Source organism: Litorerythrobacter xanthomarinus (assembly GCF_046254955.1).
Lineage (GTDB): Bacteria > Pseudomonadota > Alphaproteobacteria > Sphingomonadales > Sphingomonadaceae > Qipengyuania_C.
In genome coordinates, this window is record NZ_JBJXRG010000001.1 from 1,711,194 (window position 1) to 1,728,876 (window position 17,683).

Genomic DNA, 17,683 nt, shown 5'->3' on the forward strand with positions numbered 1-17,683 from the left:
GCCGGAAGAATCGCTCCCCCGGCCCGAATTCCTAGATACTGGAAAGAAGCTTAGCCGCCCACTGCTTCCAGCGCTGCCATGATGTCGGCATGATTGGCGAGAGCCATCAGCGCGCCTTCACCGTCTACACCGAACAGGTTGCGGGGCAGTGTGACCAGTGTTTCGTCTTCGGCCTTCACAATAACGTTGTCGCCAATGAACTCATCAACCATGCCGAGCGGCTGCTCGTCCGCAGTGATAACCGGCGCGCCTACCACGAGCGCGGCCTGGAGCTTGGCAGCAGCTTCCGCTTCTGCGGCAGCCTGAGCTTCGGCCATCGCCGCTTCCTGTTGCGCCAGTTGAGCGGTCATCATCTCGTCGAGCTGTGTCTTGCTGATATTCAGCGTCGGTCCGGCTTCGCCGGTGCCGAAAGCATTTGCCGGCAGCGGGACCTGATGCATGCCGGTATCGATAGTAACCGTTGTGCCATCATTCGCAATGACCTGGCCGATCGGGGCATCGTCATTGCCCATCACCGTCGAGCCGACATCCTGGGCCATGGCCGGCGAGGCGGTCAGAACCAGTGCCGCGGCGGCGAGTTTAGCAAGCTTCATTCAATCTCTCCGTATTCTTTCAATCGTCATGCGCTCTCGCACACGCGAAACGCGCGATAGGCGAAAGTGCGGGAAATGTTAGCGCCAGACCGTGGCAGGCCAGTTGCATTTCTTCGGAAACGCTGCGCGTGGTTCACTGCCGGAAAGCAGCCGGGGCCCTTTTCCATTTTACAGTGCTGGAAGCAACCCCCGTGCCCTCCCTTCTAATGATAGTCGATGAAGGCGAGATGAAGGAACGGTTCAGTTTCAGTGGCTTGATCAGCGATGCAGCATCTCATCGTTGAGAAATCGGTCAACTACCGCGCGATCGGGAAATCCTTCCGCAACCCAGCGATCCTCGATCTGCCGCAGGATTGTGGCGACTTCGGGCCCGGCAGAAATGCCGCGAGCAACGATCTCGCCGCCCTTCAGCGGAAAACGCGGAATCTCCCACCCACTGATTGTGTCAACTGAAGCGCCAGACAACAAAAGGCGGTCAATGGCGCATGCGCGCCCATGCCGGTAGGCCAGGGCCTGGGGGCTCTCCTTATCGTGTGGCGACCGCTCAGACGCGCAGGCCAGTCGCTCGCGTTTTTTCCGCGATAGACGCAGACGCACTGCTACACTCTCTGCCACAGCCCGGATTGGTGGGAGTAAAGCAGCGAGCCGTCGTAACGGATCCGGTTCGATCCCGTTCGCCAGCTCGTTCGCGACAAGCTTGGCTAAAGAACCAATTTCCTTGGGAGTCGCTTCTGGCAGGACTTCGCCCAGCACGCCCAACTCTCGCATGCGCGCGGCAGTCTCGGCAGGGTCAGGCAGCCCCAGCAGCGAAGAAAGCTCCATGGCAACCCGCTCACGCGAAAGACCGCGCAATCCTTCGGCCAGTTCGGAGCAGGCCTCCTCGGCTTGCGGATCAAGCTTGGAGCCAAACCGCGTCTGAAAACGGAAGTAGCGTAGGATGCGCAGGTAATCCTCACGGATCCGCTGCCTTGCATCGCCGATAAACTGAACACGGCCCGCTTCGAGATCTTCAAGCCCGCCAAAGTAATCGCTGATTATGAGCGATACCGGATCAGCATACAGCGCATTGATGGTGAAATCGCGGCGACTGGCATCCTCTTGCCACTCGGTCGAATATTCGACCTTGGCGTGGCGTCCATCGGTTTCGACATCCTTGCGCAGCGTGGTCACTTCGACCGGACCATCGTCGAGAACCGCTGTAATGGTCCCGTGGTCGATCCCGGTTGGCGCGGTCTTGATGCCAGCCTTAGTGCAGGCCGCAATAACCTCTTGCGGTGTCAGCATGGTAGCCGCGTCAACATCGCGCACGTCTGCGCCCAACAGTGTATCGCGCACCGCGCCGCCGACCCAGCGCAGCTTGTCGTGTCCCAAGGCTGCGACCAGTGCGGCAAGATCCGCGCGCTGTGTCCAGGGTGCCGCAGGCAACTGACTCATGGCAGGCGCTCCATATTGCCGTGCCAAGCGATGCGGCGCGAGAGATTTGCGATGATCGCTGCGGTCACGCCCCAGATTCGAAATCCCTGGTAATTCATCTCGAGGTAGCGGCGCATGTCGCCGCGCCAGAATACCTCGTGCTCGGTCCAGCTCGAGTGGTCCATGAGCAGGCCCAGCGGCGCTTCGAACCAATCTTCCACTTCGCTGGGGTTCGGCTTGAGCGGCAAGTTCGGCGGAACCACGCCCAGCACCGGTGTCACGTCGAAACCTGTTCCTGTCTGGTAGCGGTCGGTGGTTCCAATCACGCGCACCTTGCTCGGGTGCAACTCCAGTTCCTCATGCGCCTCGCGCAAAGCTGCGGTTATCGCGTCCTCGCCCTTATCGAGTTTACCGCCAGGAAAGGCAACTTGCCCGGGGTGATCGCGCATATCGGCCGGTCGCTTGGTCAGGATTACGCCCGGACCGCCTTCCTCTTCACGGCGTTCGGTGACCGCGATCAGCACCGCCGCATCGGCGGTCCGTTCGGCATTGGCGAAACGCGCATCGGACAAGAGATCTGGAATTTCCTCCCGGTGCCCATCCTCGAACAGCGAAGTGAGATGGTCGAACAACGCACTCATTGTGGCACCAGGCTGAACCGTACACCTTGGCTTGAGACGGCCCAGCCGTTCGCCTCGTCGCTGCCTTGGGCAATCGCGATCTCTGCTAGCTGCGCCCAGGTGCTACGATTGAGCCGCGCTTCGCAGCCTCGCCTGACGTGCAGGTAGACGGCTGGATTGTCCGCGTCCCCGGCAGCGCGCAGCGCATTGTCGGGGCCTGCGACAATGAGTTCATCGGTATTGAGGCGGAAGGCGAGACCGCCGTCCTTTTCGACCACATCGGTGGCGACGAAACAGGCATCCTCGACTTCGATGGAGAGCTTCTCGAACGGGGTGACCAGCCAGTAGGAACCATCCTCCTCACGCCGCAGGAGGCCCGAAAATGCGCGGACCATGGCCTGCCTCTGGATCGGTGAACCTTCGTGATACCACGTCCCGTCGGCGGCGATCCGCATCTGGCTTTCGCCGGAACGCTCGGGCGCCCAACCTTCCACCGGCGGCAACTTGCGTGCGGCAACCTGCTCGGCAATCTCGGCCAAGGAAAGGCCGGCGAGCTCTGGGGGTGGTTCGTAAGGCATGGTCGGCTCGACCGATGCCAGATCAGCCCTCGCTCGCCAAGTGAGTCTGTGTACTCGCCTAACGGCTCGGACGGCACCGGCCCACTCCCCCTCCCAACCACCCGATAGGGTGACCGGCATGATATCGGGTGGTTGGGAGGGGGAGTGGGCTGGTACCGCTAGGGAAGCACGGAGGTGCTTCCAGCACGCGATCAACGGTTCCAGGGCACGAGCATACCTTCCACTGGCAAGATCGCAGGGTTGCCGGTCCTCGCCAGCAGGCGGTCGCGGTCGAACGGGCCGGGGCAGTGCCACTTGCCAGTGTTCTGCGCCGAAAAACCCCAGCGCCCATAGTAGGGCTCATCGCCGATCAGCACCTGCGGCAGGGGCGGGGCGCCGCTTTCGAAGCCGGCATCGATTGCGCCCAGCGATGCTGCCATCAGCGCCTTGCCAAATCCCTCGCCTTGCAGGCCCGGAAGTACGGCCACCGGGCCAACCATCAGCAGCGGATGGGCACGGCCTTCCGGATCGATCAAGGCAATTGGCCAGCACTGGATCGTGCCCGCCAGCATGTCGTCCTCGTCGAGCACAGCAAAACTGAGCGCCTCGAGCCAATCCGCACCTTCGCGGATACGATAGGCTGTGCGCGCGTGGCGCCCCGGCCCGAAGGCTTCATCGAGCAATTGCTCGATTAGTGCAGGCTCGACCTGCGTAAGGGGAATGATCGTCGCCATGGGCGCCGCGCCGATAGGGCGCAACGCAAACGGCAGCAAATGTTTTAAGTGAAACCGCCTTGGGGTCAGTTTGCAGGGGTCAGTTTGAGCAGGCGGCCTTCGCTGCCGTCTTCCAGCAGCCACAGTGCGCCGTCCGGCCCTTCGGTAACTGCGCGGATGCGATTGTCGAACTCGTAGCGCGCCACTTCGCGTGCCTTCTCACCGTCGAGATCGATATGGACCAGCGCCTGCGAGCTGAGGCCCGCGATCAGCATATCGCCGCGCCACGCACTGAACAGATCGCCCTTGACCAAGGTCATGTCGCCCGGAGCAATGACCGGGGTCCAATGAACCAGCGGCTTGGTAAAGCCATCATCAGCAGTGTGATCGGGAATGTCGTCACCATTGTAGTGGTCACCGTTTGATCGCGTGGGCCAGCCGTAATTGTCACCCTCGGTCACAAGATTGAGCTCGTCTCCGCCAGCAGGGCCGTGTTCGACTTCCCACAGCCGACCTTCGAGATCATGCGCCATGCCGAGGATGTTGCGGTGCCCGTAGGACCAGATTTCCTCGCATGTGCAGTCATAGGTGGCGAAGGGATTACCAGCCGCAGCAGTGCCATCGAGATTGAGCCGTACGATCGAACCGACCGTATTGGACATGTCTTGCGCGGGGGTCAGCTTCTGGCGGTCGCCCGAGGCGACATAGAGATACCGCCCGTCCGGGCTGAATTCGAGGCGGTGCGAATAGTGTCCCCGCCCGGTGACCTTGGGAGACTGACGCCAAATCACCTCTAGGTCGCGAATGTCGCAGCTGTCATGATCTTCGCAAACCAAGGTTCCGCGGCCGACCACTGCGCCGCGCGTGTCGCCATCGCCCGCTTCGGCCCAACTCAGGTAGATAGCCTTGCTCGTCGCATAATCGGGTGCGAAAGCGATATCGCCGAGGCCGCCCTGTCCGCCGTAATCCACTTCAGGAACGCCTGAGACAAAGCCCAGCTTGCCATTCGCGGTCTGGAAGAATTTGATCGACCCTTCCTTCTCGGTGATGAAGAGATTGCCGGTTCCGGGCTCGAATGCTGCAGCCCATGGCCGCGCAAATGTGCCCGTCTCTTCGATCGTGAAGGGTTCAGAGGAACTTTCGGGAGCTGTTGTCGAGGCAGCGATGGCAGAACCGCTATCCACCGTTGACATGTTGCCGCAGCTTGCGAGCGCAAAGGCGAGCGGGGATAGGGTGGCGGCGAGTTTCGCGAGTTGTGTCATGCTGTTTCAAACCCCTCAGAGCGATTTGGTTTCCGGGCCCGTGATAATCGGTGTCGATGAGGCCGGGCGCGGTCCCCTGGCAGGGCCGGTAGTGGCCGCCGCCGTCGTACTGGGCGAGGCCTACCCCGAAGGTCTGGACGACTCCAAGAAACTTTCGGCCAAACGTCGCGAAGCGCTCGACGAACAGATCCGCGAGACATGCCGGTGGGCGTTGTCCGTGGTCGAGCCGGTAGAGATAGACCGGATCAATATCTTCGCTGCGACCATGACCGCGATGACACGCGCGGTCGCCACCCTGTGCGAGAAGCTGGAATGTGATCCGGGCGAAGTGCTGATCGATGGCAATATGACGCCGCAGGGCAAGGTGGAAGGTTGGCATTGGCCCGCTCGCCCGATCGTGGGTGGCGACGGGATCGAGCCGTGCATCTCCGCCGCTTCGATCATCGCCAAGGTTCATCGTGACCGGCTGATGGTGGAAGCTGCCGAGCGCCACCCGCACTACGGCTGGGAACGCAACAAGGGCTATGGCACCGCCGAACATATGGCGGCGCTGCGAACACATGGTCCGACTCCGCTACACCGGCGCAGTTTTGCACCGGTGGCACAGCTGGAGCTGTTGTGAGGGGATGGGCGGCGTTCGTCCGCTAACGACCCATTTGCGGACGTAGCGACAGACTGTATGCTGGCACCATGCTAGTAGCTCGAGGGGGTCCGATATTTGCGGTTCTTGCAATTGCTGCGTGTGCGCCAGCGGCAAACACGGGTGATCCCAATGTGGATGCGATTGTTGACCTTGTTGTCAGTCGCGAGGCACCCTTCCATTGGTGTTTGGAAGTAACCAGTGAAGGCGGACTAGTCGCGGAATTCCCTGACGAGTATAATGCCCCAAATAACGGCGGATGGGACGTCAATCAGTTTGAAGACCCGCAAGTTGTTGACGCAGCCCGCCGCATTGCTGTTTCGTTGGATGAAGCGGTCAAGATGGAGCGCGAGACCAAGGTCTTGCATCTGATTGGAATGCGCGATCCGAATTCAGATGGTTGTGTTATGTCACTGTCCCATCCTACTTTTTCTGGTGACTACGCGTTTCTCTCTTTCATGAATCCAGGTGGTGAGTTTGGCCATTATGCTTTGGAGCGAAATGACTCTGGCTGGCGTGTAAAGGAACGCGTATTCACAGGATGGTGGTAACCGGCGATGTCCGCTTCCCACCCACAAACTTACCTTCCTCAAGGGTAGAGTCCTTCGCGCCACACCCCCATCATCTTGAGTCCCCGGAATCCATCCAAACTCAACATCTTGTTGCGGACTCTTTATGTTCTCTCCCAAGAGAGCGGTGGTTAGCGGGCCGTTAACCATAGTCTGCGATCATGTTTCCCTTGACGCGGAGTCCGCGAGGACTCACCCTGTGGATAACTACGCCCGAGTGGCCGGATGGGGGAATGTAAATGGGGGTCCTTGAGACCGTAAGGGCGCGTGCGGCGCGTCCAAAAAGTACTGAACAAACAGCGCTGGAGCTGCCCATCGGGCAGATCCTCGATGGCGACTGCGTCGAGGCGATGCGCAAGCTCCCCGATGCCAGCGTAGACCTGGTGTTCGCCGATCCGCCTTACAACCTCCAGCTGGGCGGCGATCTCAACCGCCCCGATGGCAGCGCGGTCGATGCGGTCACCGATGATTGGGATCAGTTCGACAGTTTCAAGATCTATGACGATTTCACCCGCGACTGGCTGACCGAGGCGCGCCGGGTGCTCAAGCCCGATGGCTCGCTATGGGTCATCGGCAGCTATCACAATATCTTTCGCGTCGGCGCGATCCTGCAGGATCTGGGCTTCTGGATCCTCAACGATGTGATCTGGCGCAAGTCCAATCCGATGCCCAATTTCAAGGGTACGCGCTTCACCAATGCGCATGAGACGCTGATCTGGGCGAGCATGGGCGAGAAGTCGCGCTACCAGTTCAACTACCGCGCCATGAAGACGCTTAATGACGAGCTGCAGATGCGCAGCGACTGGGTGCTGCCGATCTGTTCGGGCGGCGAGCGGCTCAAGAAGGGCGGAACGAAAGTCCATCCGACGCAGAAACCCGAAAGCCTGCTTTACCGCGTGCTGCTGGCGACGACCGAGAAAGGCGACGTGGTGCTCGATCCGTTCTTTGGCACCGGCACCACGGGCGCTGTTGCCAAGCGGCTGGGGCGCGAGTGGATCGGGTGCGAGCGCGAAGGCATCTACCGCGAAGCCGCGCTGGAGCGGATCGAGGCGGCGCTGCCGCTCGATGAGAGCGCGCTCACCACGATGCAGAGCAAGAAGTCTGCGCCGCGCGTGGCCTTCGGCGCGCTGGTCGAGAATGGCTATATCGAGCCGGGCACCGAGGTGTTCGACAAGAAGCGCCGCTGGATCGCAACCGTGCGCGCGGATGGCTCGCTAGCGATTGGCAAACAAGTCGGTTCTATCCACGGGCTCGGCAAGGAGCTGCAGGATGCGCCCAGCTGCAACGGCTGGACCTTCTGGCACTACGAGAACTGCGGAGAGGTGAAGCCGATCGACGCCGCACGACAGCTGTACCTGCTGGCGACAGAGGATTGAGTTAGCGAAGCGCGGAATGCGATGGTGCCGAATGCGATGGCGATTCAGAAAAGCTAGCTCGGCGCATTCGCTCCTGAGGATTTGCCTACTCCAATGAGTTTTGCAAAGATCCAGCCGCCAACGCCTCCTGCCAAGACTTGGGAGAGGAAGCCCATCGCCGAACGTGCGCCGCTGATCGGTACCGTCTGAAACATGATAAACATCAGCCCGAGCGTTGCCCCGATTGCAGCAGCGCCAGCGACAGGAAATGCGAATCTGGATAGGCCGGGCAGGAAGCGTTTGACCAGCGTTGCAATCAGAAAGCCTAGCAGCAGGGCCACCGCGATGATGACCAGGTAGGGCCACATATTGGAGACATCGAACGCGGTCATGTTCAAGCGATCGCCGAAGCTAATCGGAACATTGTGAGCATTCATGACGAACTGCGAGTTGACGACCACGCCAACGACATATGTCCCCAGCGCGGCAATCAGCAGCGCAGCAATCCAGCGGGCAAACCTGGCCATGTGTTTCTCCTAGCTCCCGTGAGCCTAGTTGCTTCCATCGCTCAATCAAGCCCTATGGATGCCGCCGTGAAATGCTGATAGCCATCCGGCAAACAAGAATTCTTTCCGAACCCGAGGGGCTGCAATGCGGACTTTTTCAATCACTCTAGCTTTGGCGGCCACTGGTTTGTTTGTAGCGGCGTGCTCCAACCAGGGAGCATCGCAGACCGGCGACAAGACCAGCCAGCTTGCCGGGCGAGTTGATGCGGGAGAGGTGAATTACGATCTGGAGACGGTCGCCGACGGGCTGGATCATCCTTGGTCAATTGCATTCCTGCCTGATGGAGGGGTGCTGGTTACGGAGCGGACCGGTAAGCTTCTGCTGATTGGCACGGATGGAGCCAAGCAGACCGTCTACGACTTTAACAGCGGTGAAGAATTTCCCGAAGTTCACTACGGGGGTGGAATACAGGCAGGCCTGTTCGACGTGGTTTTGCATCCAGAATTCGAAGATAACAGCCAGATCTATATATCCTACGCCGCCAAACTGGATGATGGCACGAACACCTTGTTGCTCACGCGGTTCAGCTATTCCGCTAGCGATGCAGGGCCGCAACTGAGCGATGGTAAGCAGCTGTTTGCTGCGTCTCCGAGCAGAATACAAGGCAATCACTACGGCGCGCGCCTCATATTCTTGCCTGATGGCACCTTGATGATGCCGGTGGGTGACGCCTTCCATTTCCGCGAAGAAGCGCAAACGCTGGACAACCACTTTGGCAAGATCGTCCGCTTGAACGACGATGGCACCGTCCCGGCTGATAATCCCTTTGTGGATGAACCCGGCGCATTGCCGGAGATATGGTCATACGGTCACCGCAACCCACAAGGGATTATCCTCACTGCTGATGGCCGCGTGCTGGAGAACGAACATGGTCCGGCAGGCGGAGACGAAGTGAACGAGATCAAGCGCGGAGCCAACTATGGTTGGCCCACCGTGACCTACGCGCTCGATTATTCCGGTGGGCGGGTTTCTCCGTTTGAAGCGCTGGATGGTACCGAGCAATCGCTGGTCCATTTCACACCGTCAATCGCGCCTTCAGGCTTTGCGCAATATTCGGGCGATGCATTTCCTGATTGGCAGGGAGATCTGTTTGTTTCTGCCCTCGCGCTCAAACATGTAAGGCAGATTGAGATGAACGCGGATGGCTCGCTCGGCAAACAGCTCGAGCTGTTCGGTGAACTTGATGTGCGATTCAGAGATGTGCGATCTGGCCCAGATGGTTTCCTTTACCTGCTGACCGAAGAGGAAGGCGCGCAGAGCAAGATATTGCGCGTGGTGCCGAAGTCTGCCGCCGTTGAATGACAGGCAGAATTCCGCCCCCGCTTTCCTTCGCCTGGACAGTGCTCCATGTGCTCCATCCAGTAGGATTTGCCGAGGGGAAACTGCCAGTGAAAGCCGCTCATGACTGACCGCGTCTACATCCAGCCGATCGGGCTCACACCCAGCCCGCAGAGTGAAGAGGGCGAATGTATCCGTCTCGCTGGCGGCATGGTCTACGCGCATCGCTTCGCCGTGATGCTGGCACGCGATGGTGAGGCGATCGAGCGCTGGCGCGCGACGCCCGATACCATTGCCGAGGTGCTGGCCCAGCTACCGGACGAAGTCGCAGCAGAAGGCGAAGCAGAGTGGTCTAACCTCACGCTCGCGCATCCGCCGCTGGAGATGGGCAGCCGCACGATCAGGCTCGACCAGCCGCAGGTGATGGGCATCCTCAACGTCACGCCGGACAGTTTCTCCGACGGTGGGCAGTTCCTCGACGATCCGGAAGCGGGTAGGGCGCACGCCGCTGCGATGCTGGAAGCGGGTGCGGCGCTGGTCGATATTGGCGGCGAGAGCACGCGTCCCGGCGCTCCGGCGACATGGGAAGGGGACGAGATCGAACGCGTCAAACCGGCAGTCGAATATTGCGCCGGGATGGGCGCGGCGATCAGCGTAGACACACGCCGCGCGGCGGTGATGGAAGCGGCGCTCGATGCGGGCGCGCATGTCGTGAACGATGTATCGGGACTGCAATTCGATCCACGCTCGATCGAACTGGTCGCGGCGCGTGGTTGTCCCGTGATCTTGATGCATGCGCCGGGTAAGGACGATGATCCGCATGCTGACGGCAATTACGGCAATGTCGTATTCGACGTGTTCGACTGGCTGCGCGAACGGCGCGATGCGACCCTGAAAGCGGGTGTGGCGCGCGAGCACATCGTGCTCGATCCCGGCATCGGCTTCGGCAAGTCGCTCGCCGATAACCTTGCGCTGATCAACGCGCTGCCTCTGTTCCATGCGCTGGGCCAACCGCTCCTTTTGGGTGCGAGCCGCAAGCGCATGATCGGCGCTTTATCGAACGAGGCGCCGGTAGAAGAGCGGCTGGGCGGGAGCATCGCCTTGGCGGTTGCGGGGATGAATGCGGGCGTTCAGCTGCTGCGCGTCCACGATGTCGCGGAGACTGTGCAGGCGCGCAACGTGTGGCGCGGATTGCGCGATGCGGCGCTGACCGATTTTGCCGGGCTACCGGATTAGCCCGGCGATGCCGCCGAGCCTGCGAGCAGTCCGCCGTCGAGAGTCAGCTCGGCGCCGGTCATGTACCCGCTTTCGTCACTTGAAAGGTAGACGCAGAGTGCGGCGACTTCCCTGGCGGTGCCGAAACGTTTGAGCGGTGTGTCGGCGACCAATGCAGCCATCTTGGCATCGCGGTCGGGCCCGTCGCCCAGCATCGGCTCCCAGATCGGTGTAAAGATCGCTGCCGGATGAACCGAATTGCAGCGGATCTCCCATCCCTGCTGTGCGCAGTAAAGCGCGACAGACTTGGAGTGGTTGCGGATAGCCGCCTTAGAAGCTGCATAGGCAGCAGCTCCCGGGATGCCGACGAGGCCGGATCTCGAAGACATGTTGATGATCGAACCTTGGCCAGACTCTTTCATCGCGCCGATCGCATAGCGACAACCCAGGAATGTGCCGTCCGTGTTGACGGCATGGACCCGGTGCCACTCGGCCAAACTGACATGTTCAGGGTCATGCTTCGCCGGGCCATCCTCGAAACCGGTGATCCCGGCGTTGTTTACCAGGACTTCGATCGCGGGGTATTGCTTAGCCACCTTGTTCCAGTGTGCCTCACTTGCGACATCAAGTTCGCTGAATTCACATCCGATCTCATCGGCAGCTTTCCTACCTTCTTCGGTATCGATATCGGTAAGCACAACGCGCGCGCCTTCGTCGGCGAAAGCTTCGCAAATGGCTCTGCCAATCCCGCGCGCGCCGCCAGTGACGACGCAGCGCTTGTCTTTCAATTTTTGCATGAGTGAACCTCGGGAGTAAACTTGCAGAAGCCGCAGCGATGGAACGACACGGTATCAGAAATGGATCAAAGCTGCAGCTTTACCGGAACTCTCCTGAAAGCCGGTCAGTGCATTGGGATTTGGAAGTCCAGTCTGCAAGATACTTCGCCGCTATGGCAGCATGGGTGCTGGCGGTACCAGGCAGGCGGTTAACGGCCAATCCGCTCCATCAGTTTGGCAAGCGTCTCACCGATCCATGCCTCGTCGACGTTGGCATATTCGGTGTGAATAGGATCGCCTCCTGAGACGGTGTACTCGCTGCGTTCCGCAGGGCCGATCGACATCACGGCATGCCCCCTGTCGAGCGCCACGGCGAGACCGGCGATGCGCTTGCCATGAACCTTCAGAAGGAAGCGCTTGCTATCCTGCACTCCGCCTTCTTCATTGATGTCGACATCGCTGCGATCAGTTGTTGAATTCTTGATCAGCTCGACCATCCGGGCCAGCTTTGGCGCTTCGTCGCGCGACCAGCGGAAGCGTTCGAATTGCTCGGCGTCAATCTTGCCGGACAGCACATCGCAGGCCTGTTGGAAGCCGCCGGGAGACATATCGGTCATGTTGGTTTGATCCAGTTCAAGCGGCGTTGTCGATGCCGAGGTCAGAGAGCTTGCGATAGAGTGTCGAGCGGCCAATGCCGAGGCGGCGAGCGACTTCGGTCATGCGGCCGCGATAGTGGCCGATGGCAAGGCGGATCACGTCTGCCTCGATTTCTTCGAGCGGACGCAGATTGCCGTCGTCCTGATAAAGCAGCACGCCCATGCCGTCATGCGACTGCTTGGCTTCACCGGTGTCTTCACGGTCGCCGAGCATCTCGTTGAGGTCGGGGAAGCTCTCTGGCGTCAGAGCTTCGGCATCGCAGAAGACGGCGGCGCGAAAAAGCACGGCCTGTAACTGGCGCACATTACCTGGCCAGTCGAAAGCCGCCAGCAGCGAAAGCGCGCTGTCTGTGATTGAAAGGTGCCTGAGGCCCGGCTCTTCGCCGATACGGGCAAGGAAATGTCGGGTGAGCGGAGCGATATCGCCTGAGCGCTCGCGCAGCGGGGGAAGGACAATCCGCGTTGCTCCGATAGCCTTGAGTAATTCGGGGCGGAAGTGGCCTTCGGAAACCATGTCTTCGAGCGGCAAATTGCTGGTGGCCATGAAGCGGACATCGACGCGGAAGCCATGTTCTGCGCCGACGGGCCGGACAATGCCGCTCTCGATCATGGCGAGCAGATTTTCCTGTACTTGCGGCTCGAGCCGGTCGACATCATCGAGCACCACCGTGCCGGTGTCGGCATGCTGAATCGCACCGACCTGGCGATCGAAGGCTCCAGGGAAGGCGTTCGGCTCATGCCCGAAGAGCAAAGATTCAACCGCGCTGCCAGAGGATGTACCAATATTGACGATGCGCAGCGGTGCTTTGGCACGCGGGCTTGCACCATGCATGGCGCGCAGAAGCATTTCCTTGCCGGTGCCGCTCTCACCCTCAATGAGGACCGAACCATTGCCGCGCGCCGCCTTGGCAGCCTGTGCCAAGGCCGAGCGAAACGAGGGCGAGGTGCCGATCATGGAATCGAAATCGAGCGTGCCTTGCAGCTTTTCGGCCAGAGGCTGGAGTTCCTGCTTGGGCGCTTCACGCTCGGTCGCAGCGCGTAGCGCCTGCATGAGGCGCTCGGGAGCGATTGGCTTGATCAGATAATCGTTTGCGCCTGAGCGCATCGCCTCCACTGCAAGCAGCGGCGAAGCGCTTGCAGTCAACATCAAAACCGGCGCATCGGGGCGTTTTTGTTTAAGCGAGGCGATTAGGTCGCATGCACTTTCGCCCGGAACGCTCTGGTCGAGAATGATCGCGGAGACCGATCTGCCATCGGCCTCATCTAGCGCACTGATAGCTTCAGGAGCGTTGCCGACGACAAGCGTGCGCCAGCCTTCGCGTGCAGCCACGGCTGTGATCAGCCGACTTTGCGCAGGCTCGCTATCAATCAGCATCAATAGGCGCGTTATCTCGGCCATGGCCTCCCATCCGTCCCGGTTTGGTACGAAGGGTTCCTTTAAACGCCTTGGGTAAAGAGCTTATTAAGGCTGTCAGAAGGCTTGAGGTCGCGAAAGTTGCACGTTAGACCGCGCGTCGAATAGCAAATTGCCAAAAATCGAGGGGATATAAATGGCTTCGGGCAACGATATGAAAGCACACTCCGGCACCTATTCGAGCTTTATCGCAAAGCTCAAATGGATGGTGCCACTCCTTGCAATCATCACACTTGTGGTGATTATGATCATCTCCGAATAAGCCAGTTTCCTTGCAGATATCAGTACTGAAGGAGCGCGCCGAAGGCGAGGGCCGGGTTGCGGCTACGCCCGAGACGGTCAAGAAATTCATCGGGCTTGGCGCAGAGGTCGCGATCGAAGCTGGCGCAGGTGCAAATGCTTCGATTACGGACGAAGCATATCGCGAAGCCGGGGCGACAATCGGTTCGGCCGCGGATGTGGCCAAGGGCGCTGATATCGTGCTCGGCGTGCAAGCGCCCGACCCGGCCCTTCTGCAGGGTGGGAATCCAGGTGCATGGGTCGCCGCGACATTTGATCCGTTCCGCAATGGCGAGCTGGTCGAGGCCTATGCCAAGGCGGGTCTAGAAGCGCTGTCGATGGAATTCATGCCGCGCATCACTCGCGCGCAGAGCATGGACGTGCTGTCCAGCCAGTCGAACCTTGCGGGGTACAAGGCCGTGATCGCCAGCGCGGATGAATATGGCCGCGCCTTCCCGATGATGATGACTGCGGCGGGCACGGTGCAGGCCGCACGCGTCTTCGTGATGGGTGTGGGTGTTGCGGGCCTACAGGCCATCGCGACCGCCAAGCGGCTCGGTGCGCAAGTAAGTGCGACTGATGTCCGGAGTGCAACGAAAGAACAGATCCAGTCGCTGGGAGCCAAGCCGATCTTCGTCGAGGAGGTTGAAGGTATCGAAGGCGAAGGTTCGGGCGGCTATGCCACCGAAATGAGCGAGGAATACCAGAAGGCTCAGGCCGAGCTGGTGTCCGGCCATATCGCCAAGCAGGATATCGTCATCACCACAGCGCTGATCCCAGGCAAGCCCGCGCCGCGCCTCATTTCCGACGCGCAGATCGCGACGATGAAGGAAGGCAGCGTGATTTACGATCTGGCCGTCGCGCATGGCGGCAATGTCGAAGGTTCGCAGCCCGATCAGACCGTCGTGAAACATGGTGTGAAGATCATCGGCTATGCCAATACGCCGGGCCATTTGGCAGCCGACGCATCCGCGCTGTTCGCGCGCAACTTGTTCAATTTCCTCTCTGCCTTCTGGGATGAAGAAGCGGGCCGGCCCGTGCTGGACGAGGAAATCGGCGATGCTGTGCGGCTGACGCAGGGCGGCGCCGTGGTCAATGAAAGGCTGAGGGGAGGGGAAGAATGATCTGTTCTTGGGAGCATACAAAATCCGCCTATTTTTTTATATTCTCTTCGTTCTTGATTGCCTTATCGTCGCCTGCCGCTGCTAGGCCGGATGTTATTCAAGTCGACTGGGTGGTTGCGCAAGGTGAACTCGAAAAAGAAGCGTCCGAATCGAAGGGAGGCAAGGTCGAGTATCGATTCCAAGCCGTTCCGAGAAACCTTCTTGAAGTCGAGTTTGATATTCACCATCAAGACCAAATTCTCATTAAGTCTGGAACGCAGCTTTACCAAATGCTGGCTGCTGTACCCACGATATGTAGCCAAGATAAAACGAAGAACCAATCAGTGACAGATAGTAATCGTGTCTGTTTCGAAGACAAAGACAGGGACGGACTCTTTGATCATTATTATTTAGCGTACCATAGCAACTTTTTTTCAGATCCTTTTTGGTACGCGATTAAGCATATCGAAGACAATGAGCGATTTCCTGTGGAGCCTTTTGCCGCAATTCGAGCAGAACGAGCGACGGCTAATCGAACCGTGCCCGTAACATTTATTTTCAGAGGAAGAGCTGAGGGTCGGATTAGGGTGGACACATACATCGATGGTATGCGGTTCGTGAGCGATTGTATTGAAGATACCATCTCGAGCAAATTTGGCTGCCTTCACCCTGACATCATTGTCGAACGCCCCCCGAAGGGTGCAGTTGGGCAAGCAGAATTTGTACAGGTTTCATTTCCGGATAGAGACCTGACCTTTGAGCTTGCTTGGGTGAAGCGATGGACAGGTCAGCTGGAGGGCACTTCAATCGTTTTCTACTGACTTTGGGCGGGCAATTTATTCTAAACATGAGTAAGGTACCGGATGGACTTCATCAGCATTCTTTCGATCTTCGTGCTGGCGTGTTTCGTCGGCTACTATGTGGTTTGGTCGGTCACCCCGGCGCTGCATACGCCTTTGATGGCGGTGACCAATGCGATTTCGTCCGTGATCATCGTCGGCGCGCTGATAGCGAGCGCGGAGGCAGGTAGTGACCTTGCCAAGTGGCTCGGCCTATTCGGCGTGGTGCTTGCGAGTGTGAACATCTTCGGAGGCTTTGCCGTCACCGAGCGGATGCTGGCGATGTACAAGAAGAAGGAGAAGAAGTGATGCTCTCCTTCCTTGCAGCTGGTGCCGAAGGCGCAGGAGTGAACCCGTGGGTCGCCATTGCGTACCTCGCCGCGGGCGTGCTCTTCATCCTCGCACTGCGCGGGTTATCCAGTCCTTCGAGCAGCCGGATGGGCAATCGCTTCGGCATGCTGGGCATGTTGATCGCCGTGGTGACGACGCTGATCACGCATGACATTGCCAATATCGTTGAGATCGGAGTCGCCATCTTCGTCGGCGGCAGCATCGGATTCTTCATCGCTCGCCGGATTGCGATGACGCAGATGCCCGAGCTGGTCGCGGCCTTCCACTCGCTGGTGGGCCTAGCAGCAGTCCTCGTGGGCTGGGCGGCCTATCTCAATCCAGGTGCTTTCGGACTTCTGGTGGGCGACAGCATAGGAGCTGTCAGCAAGATCGAGATGGGCCTCGGCATTGCTATCGGCGCCATCACTTTCTCCGGTTCGGTGATCGCTTTTGCCAAGCTCTCCGGCAAGATGAGCGGTGCGCCGATTCTGCTACCGGCGCGCCATGTCATCAATCTCGGCACGCTGGCTGCTATCATTTTCCTCACGGGGATGTTTGCCATGGCAAGCGGCCCCGCGGAGACCATGCCGCTGATCATTGCGCTCACGGTGGCAGCGTTCGCGATCGGCTTCCTCCTAATTATCCCCATCGGCGGGGCGGACATGCCGGTCGTGGTGTCAATGCTGAACAGCTATTCGGGCTGGGCGGCAGCGGCGATGGGCTTCACGCTTGGCAACACCGCGATGATTATCACCGGCGCGCTGGTCGGCTCGTCCGGCGCGATCCTCAGCTACATCATGTGCCGCGCAATGAACCGCAGCTTCATCTCGGTGATTGCGGGCGGGTTTGGCGCGGAGGATGGCGCGCAGGCGGGCGGTGAGGCGCGCGAACAGCGCCCCTACAAGCAGGGTAGCGCGGCCGATGCCGCTTTCATGCTCGAACAGGCCGAAAAGGTCATCATCATCCCCGGCTACGGCATGGCGGTGGCACAAGCACAGCACGCTTTGCGCGAGATGGCCGATCTGCTCGAGGAGAAGGGTGTCGAGGTCAAATACGCGATTCACCCCGTTGCGGGCCGTATGCCAGGACATATGAACGTGCTGTTGGCCGAGGCGGCGGTGCCCTACGAGAATGTCTTCGAGTTGGAAGATATCAATAGCGAATTCGCGCAAGCCGATGTCGCATTCATCATCGGTGCGAACGATGTGGTGAATCCCGCGGCCAAGACCGACAAAACTTCGCCGATCTACGGCATGCCGGTGTTCGACGTGGACAAGGCCAAACAGGTCTTTTTCATCAAGCGCTCGATGGGGGGCGTGGGCTATGCTGGCGTCGACAATGATGTTTTCTACATGGACCAAACCATGATGCTGCTCTCCGATGCGAAGAAAATGGTCGAGGAGATCGTTAAGTCGATCGACTAGGCCGAGCGCGCTTGCCGCGGCACCCTCCGGCAGACTAGGGTCCCTTCAGGTGGACGACTTGGGGGATCAATCGTGACTGT

20 protein-coding genes are annotated in these 17,683 nt (G+C 59.7%); 10 read left to right on the forward strand and 10 right to left on the reverse strand.

The genetic code is table 11. The features are described 5' to 3' along the window. Window positions 1–50: 50 nt before the first annotated feature. From ACEWMW_RS08455 to ACEWMW_RS08480, 6 genes are all read right to left on the reverse strand, one after another. Window positions 51–593, reverse strand: coding sequence for a hypothetical protein (locus ACEWMW_RS08455; protein WP_409413442.1), 543 nt, complete (start codon window positions 591–593; stop codon window positions 51–53). Window positions 594–851: 258 nt separating this feature from the next. Beyond that, window positions 852–2,027, reverse strand: a complete 1,176-nt coding sequence (locus tag ACEWMW_RS08460) for a CCA tRNA nucleotidyltransferase (protein ID WP_409413443.1) — start codon at window positions 2,025–2,027, stop codon at window positions 852–854. Beyond that, window positions 2,024–2,647, reverse strand: coding sequence for a CoA pyrophosphatase (locus ACEWMW_RS08465; protein ID WP_409413444.1), 624 nt, complete (start codon window positions 2,645–2,647; stop codon window positions 2,024–2,026). The genes ACEWMW_RS08460 and ACEWMW_RS08465 overlap by 4 nt, the downstream gene beginning before the upstream one ends. After that, window positions 2,644–3,204: a DUF1285 domain-containing protein gene (locus tag ACEWMW_RS08470; protein ID WP_409413445.1), complete on the reverse strand. Its 561-nt coding sequence runs from the start codon at window positions 3,202–3,204 to the stop codon at window positions 2,644–2,646. Before ACEWMW_RS08470 ends, ACEWMW_RS08465 begins: the two co-directional genes overlap by 4 nt. Before the next feature lie 191 nt (window positions 3,205–3,395). After that, on the reverse strand, window positions 3,396–3,917 hold the full coding sequence (locus ACEWMW_RS08475) for a GNAT family N-acetyltransferase (RefSeq protein WP_409413446.1): 522 nt from the start codon (window positions 3,915–3,917) through the stop codon (window positions 3,396–3,398). 65 nt (window positions 3,918–3,982) lie between these two features. After that, window positions 3,983–5,158, reverse strand: coding sequence for a PQQ-dependent sugar dehydrogenase (locus tag ACEWMW_RS08480; protein WP_409413447.1), 1,176 nt, complete (start codon window positions 5,156–5,158; stop codon window positions 3,983–3,985). Between ACEWMW_RS08480 and ACEWMW_RS08485 the strand changes: the two genes are divergently transcribed. The 3 genes from ACEWMW_RS08485 (at window position 5,157) to ACEWMW_RS08495 (ending at window position 7,743) form a co-directional block, all read left to right on the forward strand. Further along, window positions 5,157–5,780 carry a ribonuclease HII gene (locus ACEWMW_RS08485; protein ID WP_409413448.1) on the forward strand — a complete coding sequence of 208 codons (624 nt, stop codon included), beginning with the start codon at window positions 5,157–5,159 and terminating at the stop codon, window positions 5,778–5,780. The genes ACEWMW_RS08480 and ACEWMW_RS08485 overlap by 2 nt on opposite strands. 152 nt (window positions 5,781–5,932) lie before the next feature. Then, window positions 5,933–6,349 (forward strand): hypothetical protein, encoded by a 417-nt coding sequence (locus ACEWMW_RS08490; RefSeq protein WP_409413449.1) that lies wholly within the window; start codon window positions 5,933–5,935, stop codon window positions 6,347–6,349. A gap of 257 nt (window positions 6,350–6,606) precedes the next feature. Continuing rightward, window positions 6,607–7,743, forward strand: a complete 1,137-nt coding sequence (locus ACEWMW_RS08495) for a site-specific DNA-methyltransferase (RefSeq protein WP_409413450.1) — start codon at window positions 6,607–6,609, stop codon at window positions 7,741–7,743. Window positions 7,744–7,796: 53 nt separating this feature from the next. Here the strand turns inward: ACEWMW_RS08495 and ACEWMW_RS08500 are convergent, their stop codons facing one another. After that, window positions 7,797–8,249, reverse strand: coding sequence for a hypothetical protein (locus ACEWMW_RS08500; protein ID WP_409413451.1), 453 nt, complete (start codon window positions 8,247–8,249; stop codon window positions 7,797–7,799). 124 nt (window positions 8,250–8,373) lie between these two features. On the opposite strand from ACEWMW_RS08500, the gene ACEWMW_RS08505 reads away from it, so the two are divergent. Then, on the forward strand, window positions 8,374–9,591 hold the full coding sequence (locus ACEWMW_RS08505; protein WP_409413452.1) for a PQQ-dependent sugar dehydrogenase: 1,218 nt from the start codon (window positions 8,374–8,376) through the stop codon (window positions 9,589–9,591). Between the two features lie 99 nt (window positions 9,592–9,690). Further along, complete coding sequence (gene folP / locus ACEWMW_RS08510) at window positions 9,691–10,803, forward strand: dihydropteroate synthase (RefSeq protein ID WP_409413453.1); 1,113 nt, start codon at window positions 9,691–9,693, stop codon at window positions 10,801–10,803. On the opposite strand, the gene ACEWMW_RS08515 is transcribed toward folP, so the two are convergent. The 3 genes from ACEWMW_RS08515 to ACEWMW_RS08525 form a co-directional block, all read right to left on the reverse strand. Next, window positions 10,800–11,579, reverse strand: a complete 780-nt coding sequence (locus tag ACEWMW_RS08515) for an SDR family oxidoreductase (RefSeq protein WP_409413454.1) — start codon at window positions 11,577–11,579, stop codon at window positions 10,800–10,802. The genes folP and ACEWMW_RS08515 overlap by 4 nt on opposite strands. Before the next feature lie 188 nt (window positions 11,580–11,767). Further along, the gene (locus ACEWMW_RS08520; RefSeq protein WP_409413455.1) at window positions 11,768–12,175 is read right to left on the reverse strand and encodes a hypothetical protein; all 408 of its coding nucleotides are present in this window, start codon (window positions 12,173–12,175) and stop codon (window positions 11,768–11,770) included. Between the two features lie 16 nt (window positions 12,176–12,191). Next, entirely contained in the window at window positions 12,192–13,613 is a 1,422-nt protein-coding gene (locus ACEWMW_RS08525; RefSeq protein WP_409413456.1) for a sigma-54-dependent transcriptional regulator, read from the reverse strand. Window positions 13,614–13,764: 151 nt separating this feature from the next. Here ACEWMW_RS08525 and ACEWMW_RS08530 point away from each other — a divergent pair, with 151 nt between their 5' ends. The 5 genes from ACEWMW_RS08530 to ACEWMW_RS08550 are packed head-to-tail and all read left to right on the forward strand — an operon-like array spanning window position 13,765 to window position 17,603. Beyond that, entirely contained in the window at window positions 13,765–13,890 is a 126-nt protein-coding gene (locus tag ACEWMW_RS08530; RefSeq protein WP_409413457.1) for an aa3-type cytochrome c oxidase subunit IV, read from the forward strand. A gap of 10 nt (window positions 13,891–13,900) precedes the next feature. Further along, window positions 13,901–15,031, forward strand: coding sequence for a Re/Si-specific NAD(P)(+) transhydrogenase subunit alpha (locus tag ACEWMW_RS08535; RefSeq protein WP_409413458.1), 1,131 nt, complete (start codon window positions 13,901–13,903; stop codon window positions 15,029–15,031). After that, complete coding sequence (locus ACEWMW_RS08540) at window positions 15,028–15,831, forward strand: hypothetical protein (protein ID WP_409413459.1); 804 nt, start codon at window positions 15,028–15,030, stop codon at window positions 15,829–15,831. The genes ACEWMW_RS08535 and ACEWMW_RS08540 overlap by 4 nt, the downstream gene beginning before the upstream one ends. 42 nt (window positions 15,832–15,873) lie before the next feature. Beyond that, complete coding sequence (locus tag ACEWMW_RS08545; protein WP_409413460.1) at window positions 15,874–16,158, forward strand: NAD(P) transhydrogenase subunit alpha part 2; 285 nt, start codon at window positions 15,874–15,876, stop codon at window positions 16,156–16,158. Continuing rightward, on the forward strand, window positions 16,158–17,603 hold the full coding sequence (locus tag ACEWMW_RS08550) for an NAD(P)(+) transhydrogenase (Re/Si-specific) subunit beta (protein ID WP_409413461.1): 1,446 nt from the start codon (window positions 16,158–16,160) through the stop codon (window positions 17,601–17,603). Before ACEWMW_RS08545 ends, ACEWMW_RS08550 begins: the two co-directional genes overlap by 1 nt. Window positions 17,604–17,683: the final 80 nt, after the last annotated feature.

Bases quoted from the DNA above. Each gene is read 5' to 3' on its own strand.
- ACEWMW_RS08465 (WP_409413444.1), bottom strand. From the start codon at position 2,647: ATGAGTGCGTTGTTCGACCATCTCACTTCGCTGTTCGAGGATGGGCAC.
- ACEWMW_RS08525 (WP_409413456.1), bottom strand. From the start codon at position 13,613: ATGGCCGAGATAACGCGCCTATTGATGCTGATTGATAGCGAGCCTGCG.
- ACEWMW_RS08520 (WP_409413455.1), bottom strand. From the start codon at position 12,175: ATGACCGATATGTCTCCCGGCGGCTTCCAACAGGCCTGCGATGTGCTG.
- ACEWMW_RS08545 (WP_409413460.1), top strand. From the start codon at position 15,874: ATGGACTTCATCAGCATTCTTTCGATCTTCGTGCTGGCGTGTTTCGTC.
- ACEWMW_RS08505 (WP_409413452.1), top strand. From the start codon at position 8,374: ATGCGGACTTTTTCAATCACTCTAGCTTTGGCGGCCACTGGTTTGTTT.
- ACEWMW_RS08480 (WP_409413447.1), bottom strand. From the start codon at position 5,158: ATGACACAACTCGCGAAACTCGCCGCCACCCTATCCCCGCTCGCCTTT.
- ACEWMW_RS08485 (WP_409413448.1), top strand. From the start codon at position 5,157: ATGCTGTTTCAAACCCCTCAGAGCGATTTGGTTTCCGGGCCCGTGATA.
- ACEWMW_RS08500 (WP_409413451.1), bottom strand. From the start codon at position 8,249: ATGGCCAGGTTTGCCCGCTGGATTGCTGCGCTGCTGATTGCCGCGCTG.
- ACEWMW_RS08470 (WP_409413445.1), bottom strand. From the start codon at position 3,204: ATGCCTTACGAACCACCCCCAGAGCTCGCCGGCCTTTCCTTGGCCGAG.
- ACEWMW_RS08540 (WP_409413459.1), top strand. From the start codon at position 15,028: ATGATCTGTTCTTGGGAGCATACAAAATCCGCCTATTTTTTTATATTC.
- ACEWMW_RS08475 (WP_409413446.1), bottom strand. From the start codon at position 3,917: ATGGCGACGATCATTCCCCTTACGCAGGTCGAGCCTGCACTAATCGAG.
- ACEWMW_RS08495 (WP_409413450.1), top strand. From the start codon at position 6,607: ATGGGGGTCCTTGAGACCGTAAGGGCGCGTGCGGCGCGTCCAAAAAGT.
- ACEWMW_RS08455 (WP_409413442.1), bottom strand. From the start codon at position 593: ATGAAGCTTGCTAAACTCGCCGCCGCGGCACTGGTTCTGACCGCCTCG.
- folP (WP_409413453.1), top strand. From the start codon at position 9,691: ATGACTGACCGCGTCTACATCCAGCCGATCGGGCTCACACCCAGCCCG.
- ACEWMW_RS08550 (WP_409413461.1), top strand. From the start codon at position 16,158: ATGCTCTCCTTCCTTGCAGCTGGTGCCGAAGGCGCAGGAGTGAACCCG.
- ACEWMW_RS08515 (WP_409413454.1), bottom strand. From the start codon at position 11,579: ATGCAAAAATTGAAAGACAAGCGCTGCGTCGTCACTGGCGGCGCGCGC.
- ACEWMW_RS08530 (WP_409413457.1), top strand. From the start codon at position 13,765: ATGGCTTCGGGCAACGATATGAAAGCACACTCCGGCACCTATTCGAGC.
- ACEWMW_RS08460 (WP_409413443.1), bottom strand. From the start codon at position 2,027: ATGAGTCAGTTGCCTGCGGCACCCTGGACACAGCGCGCGGATCTTGCC.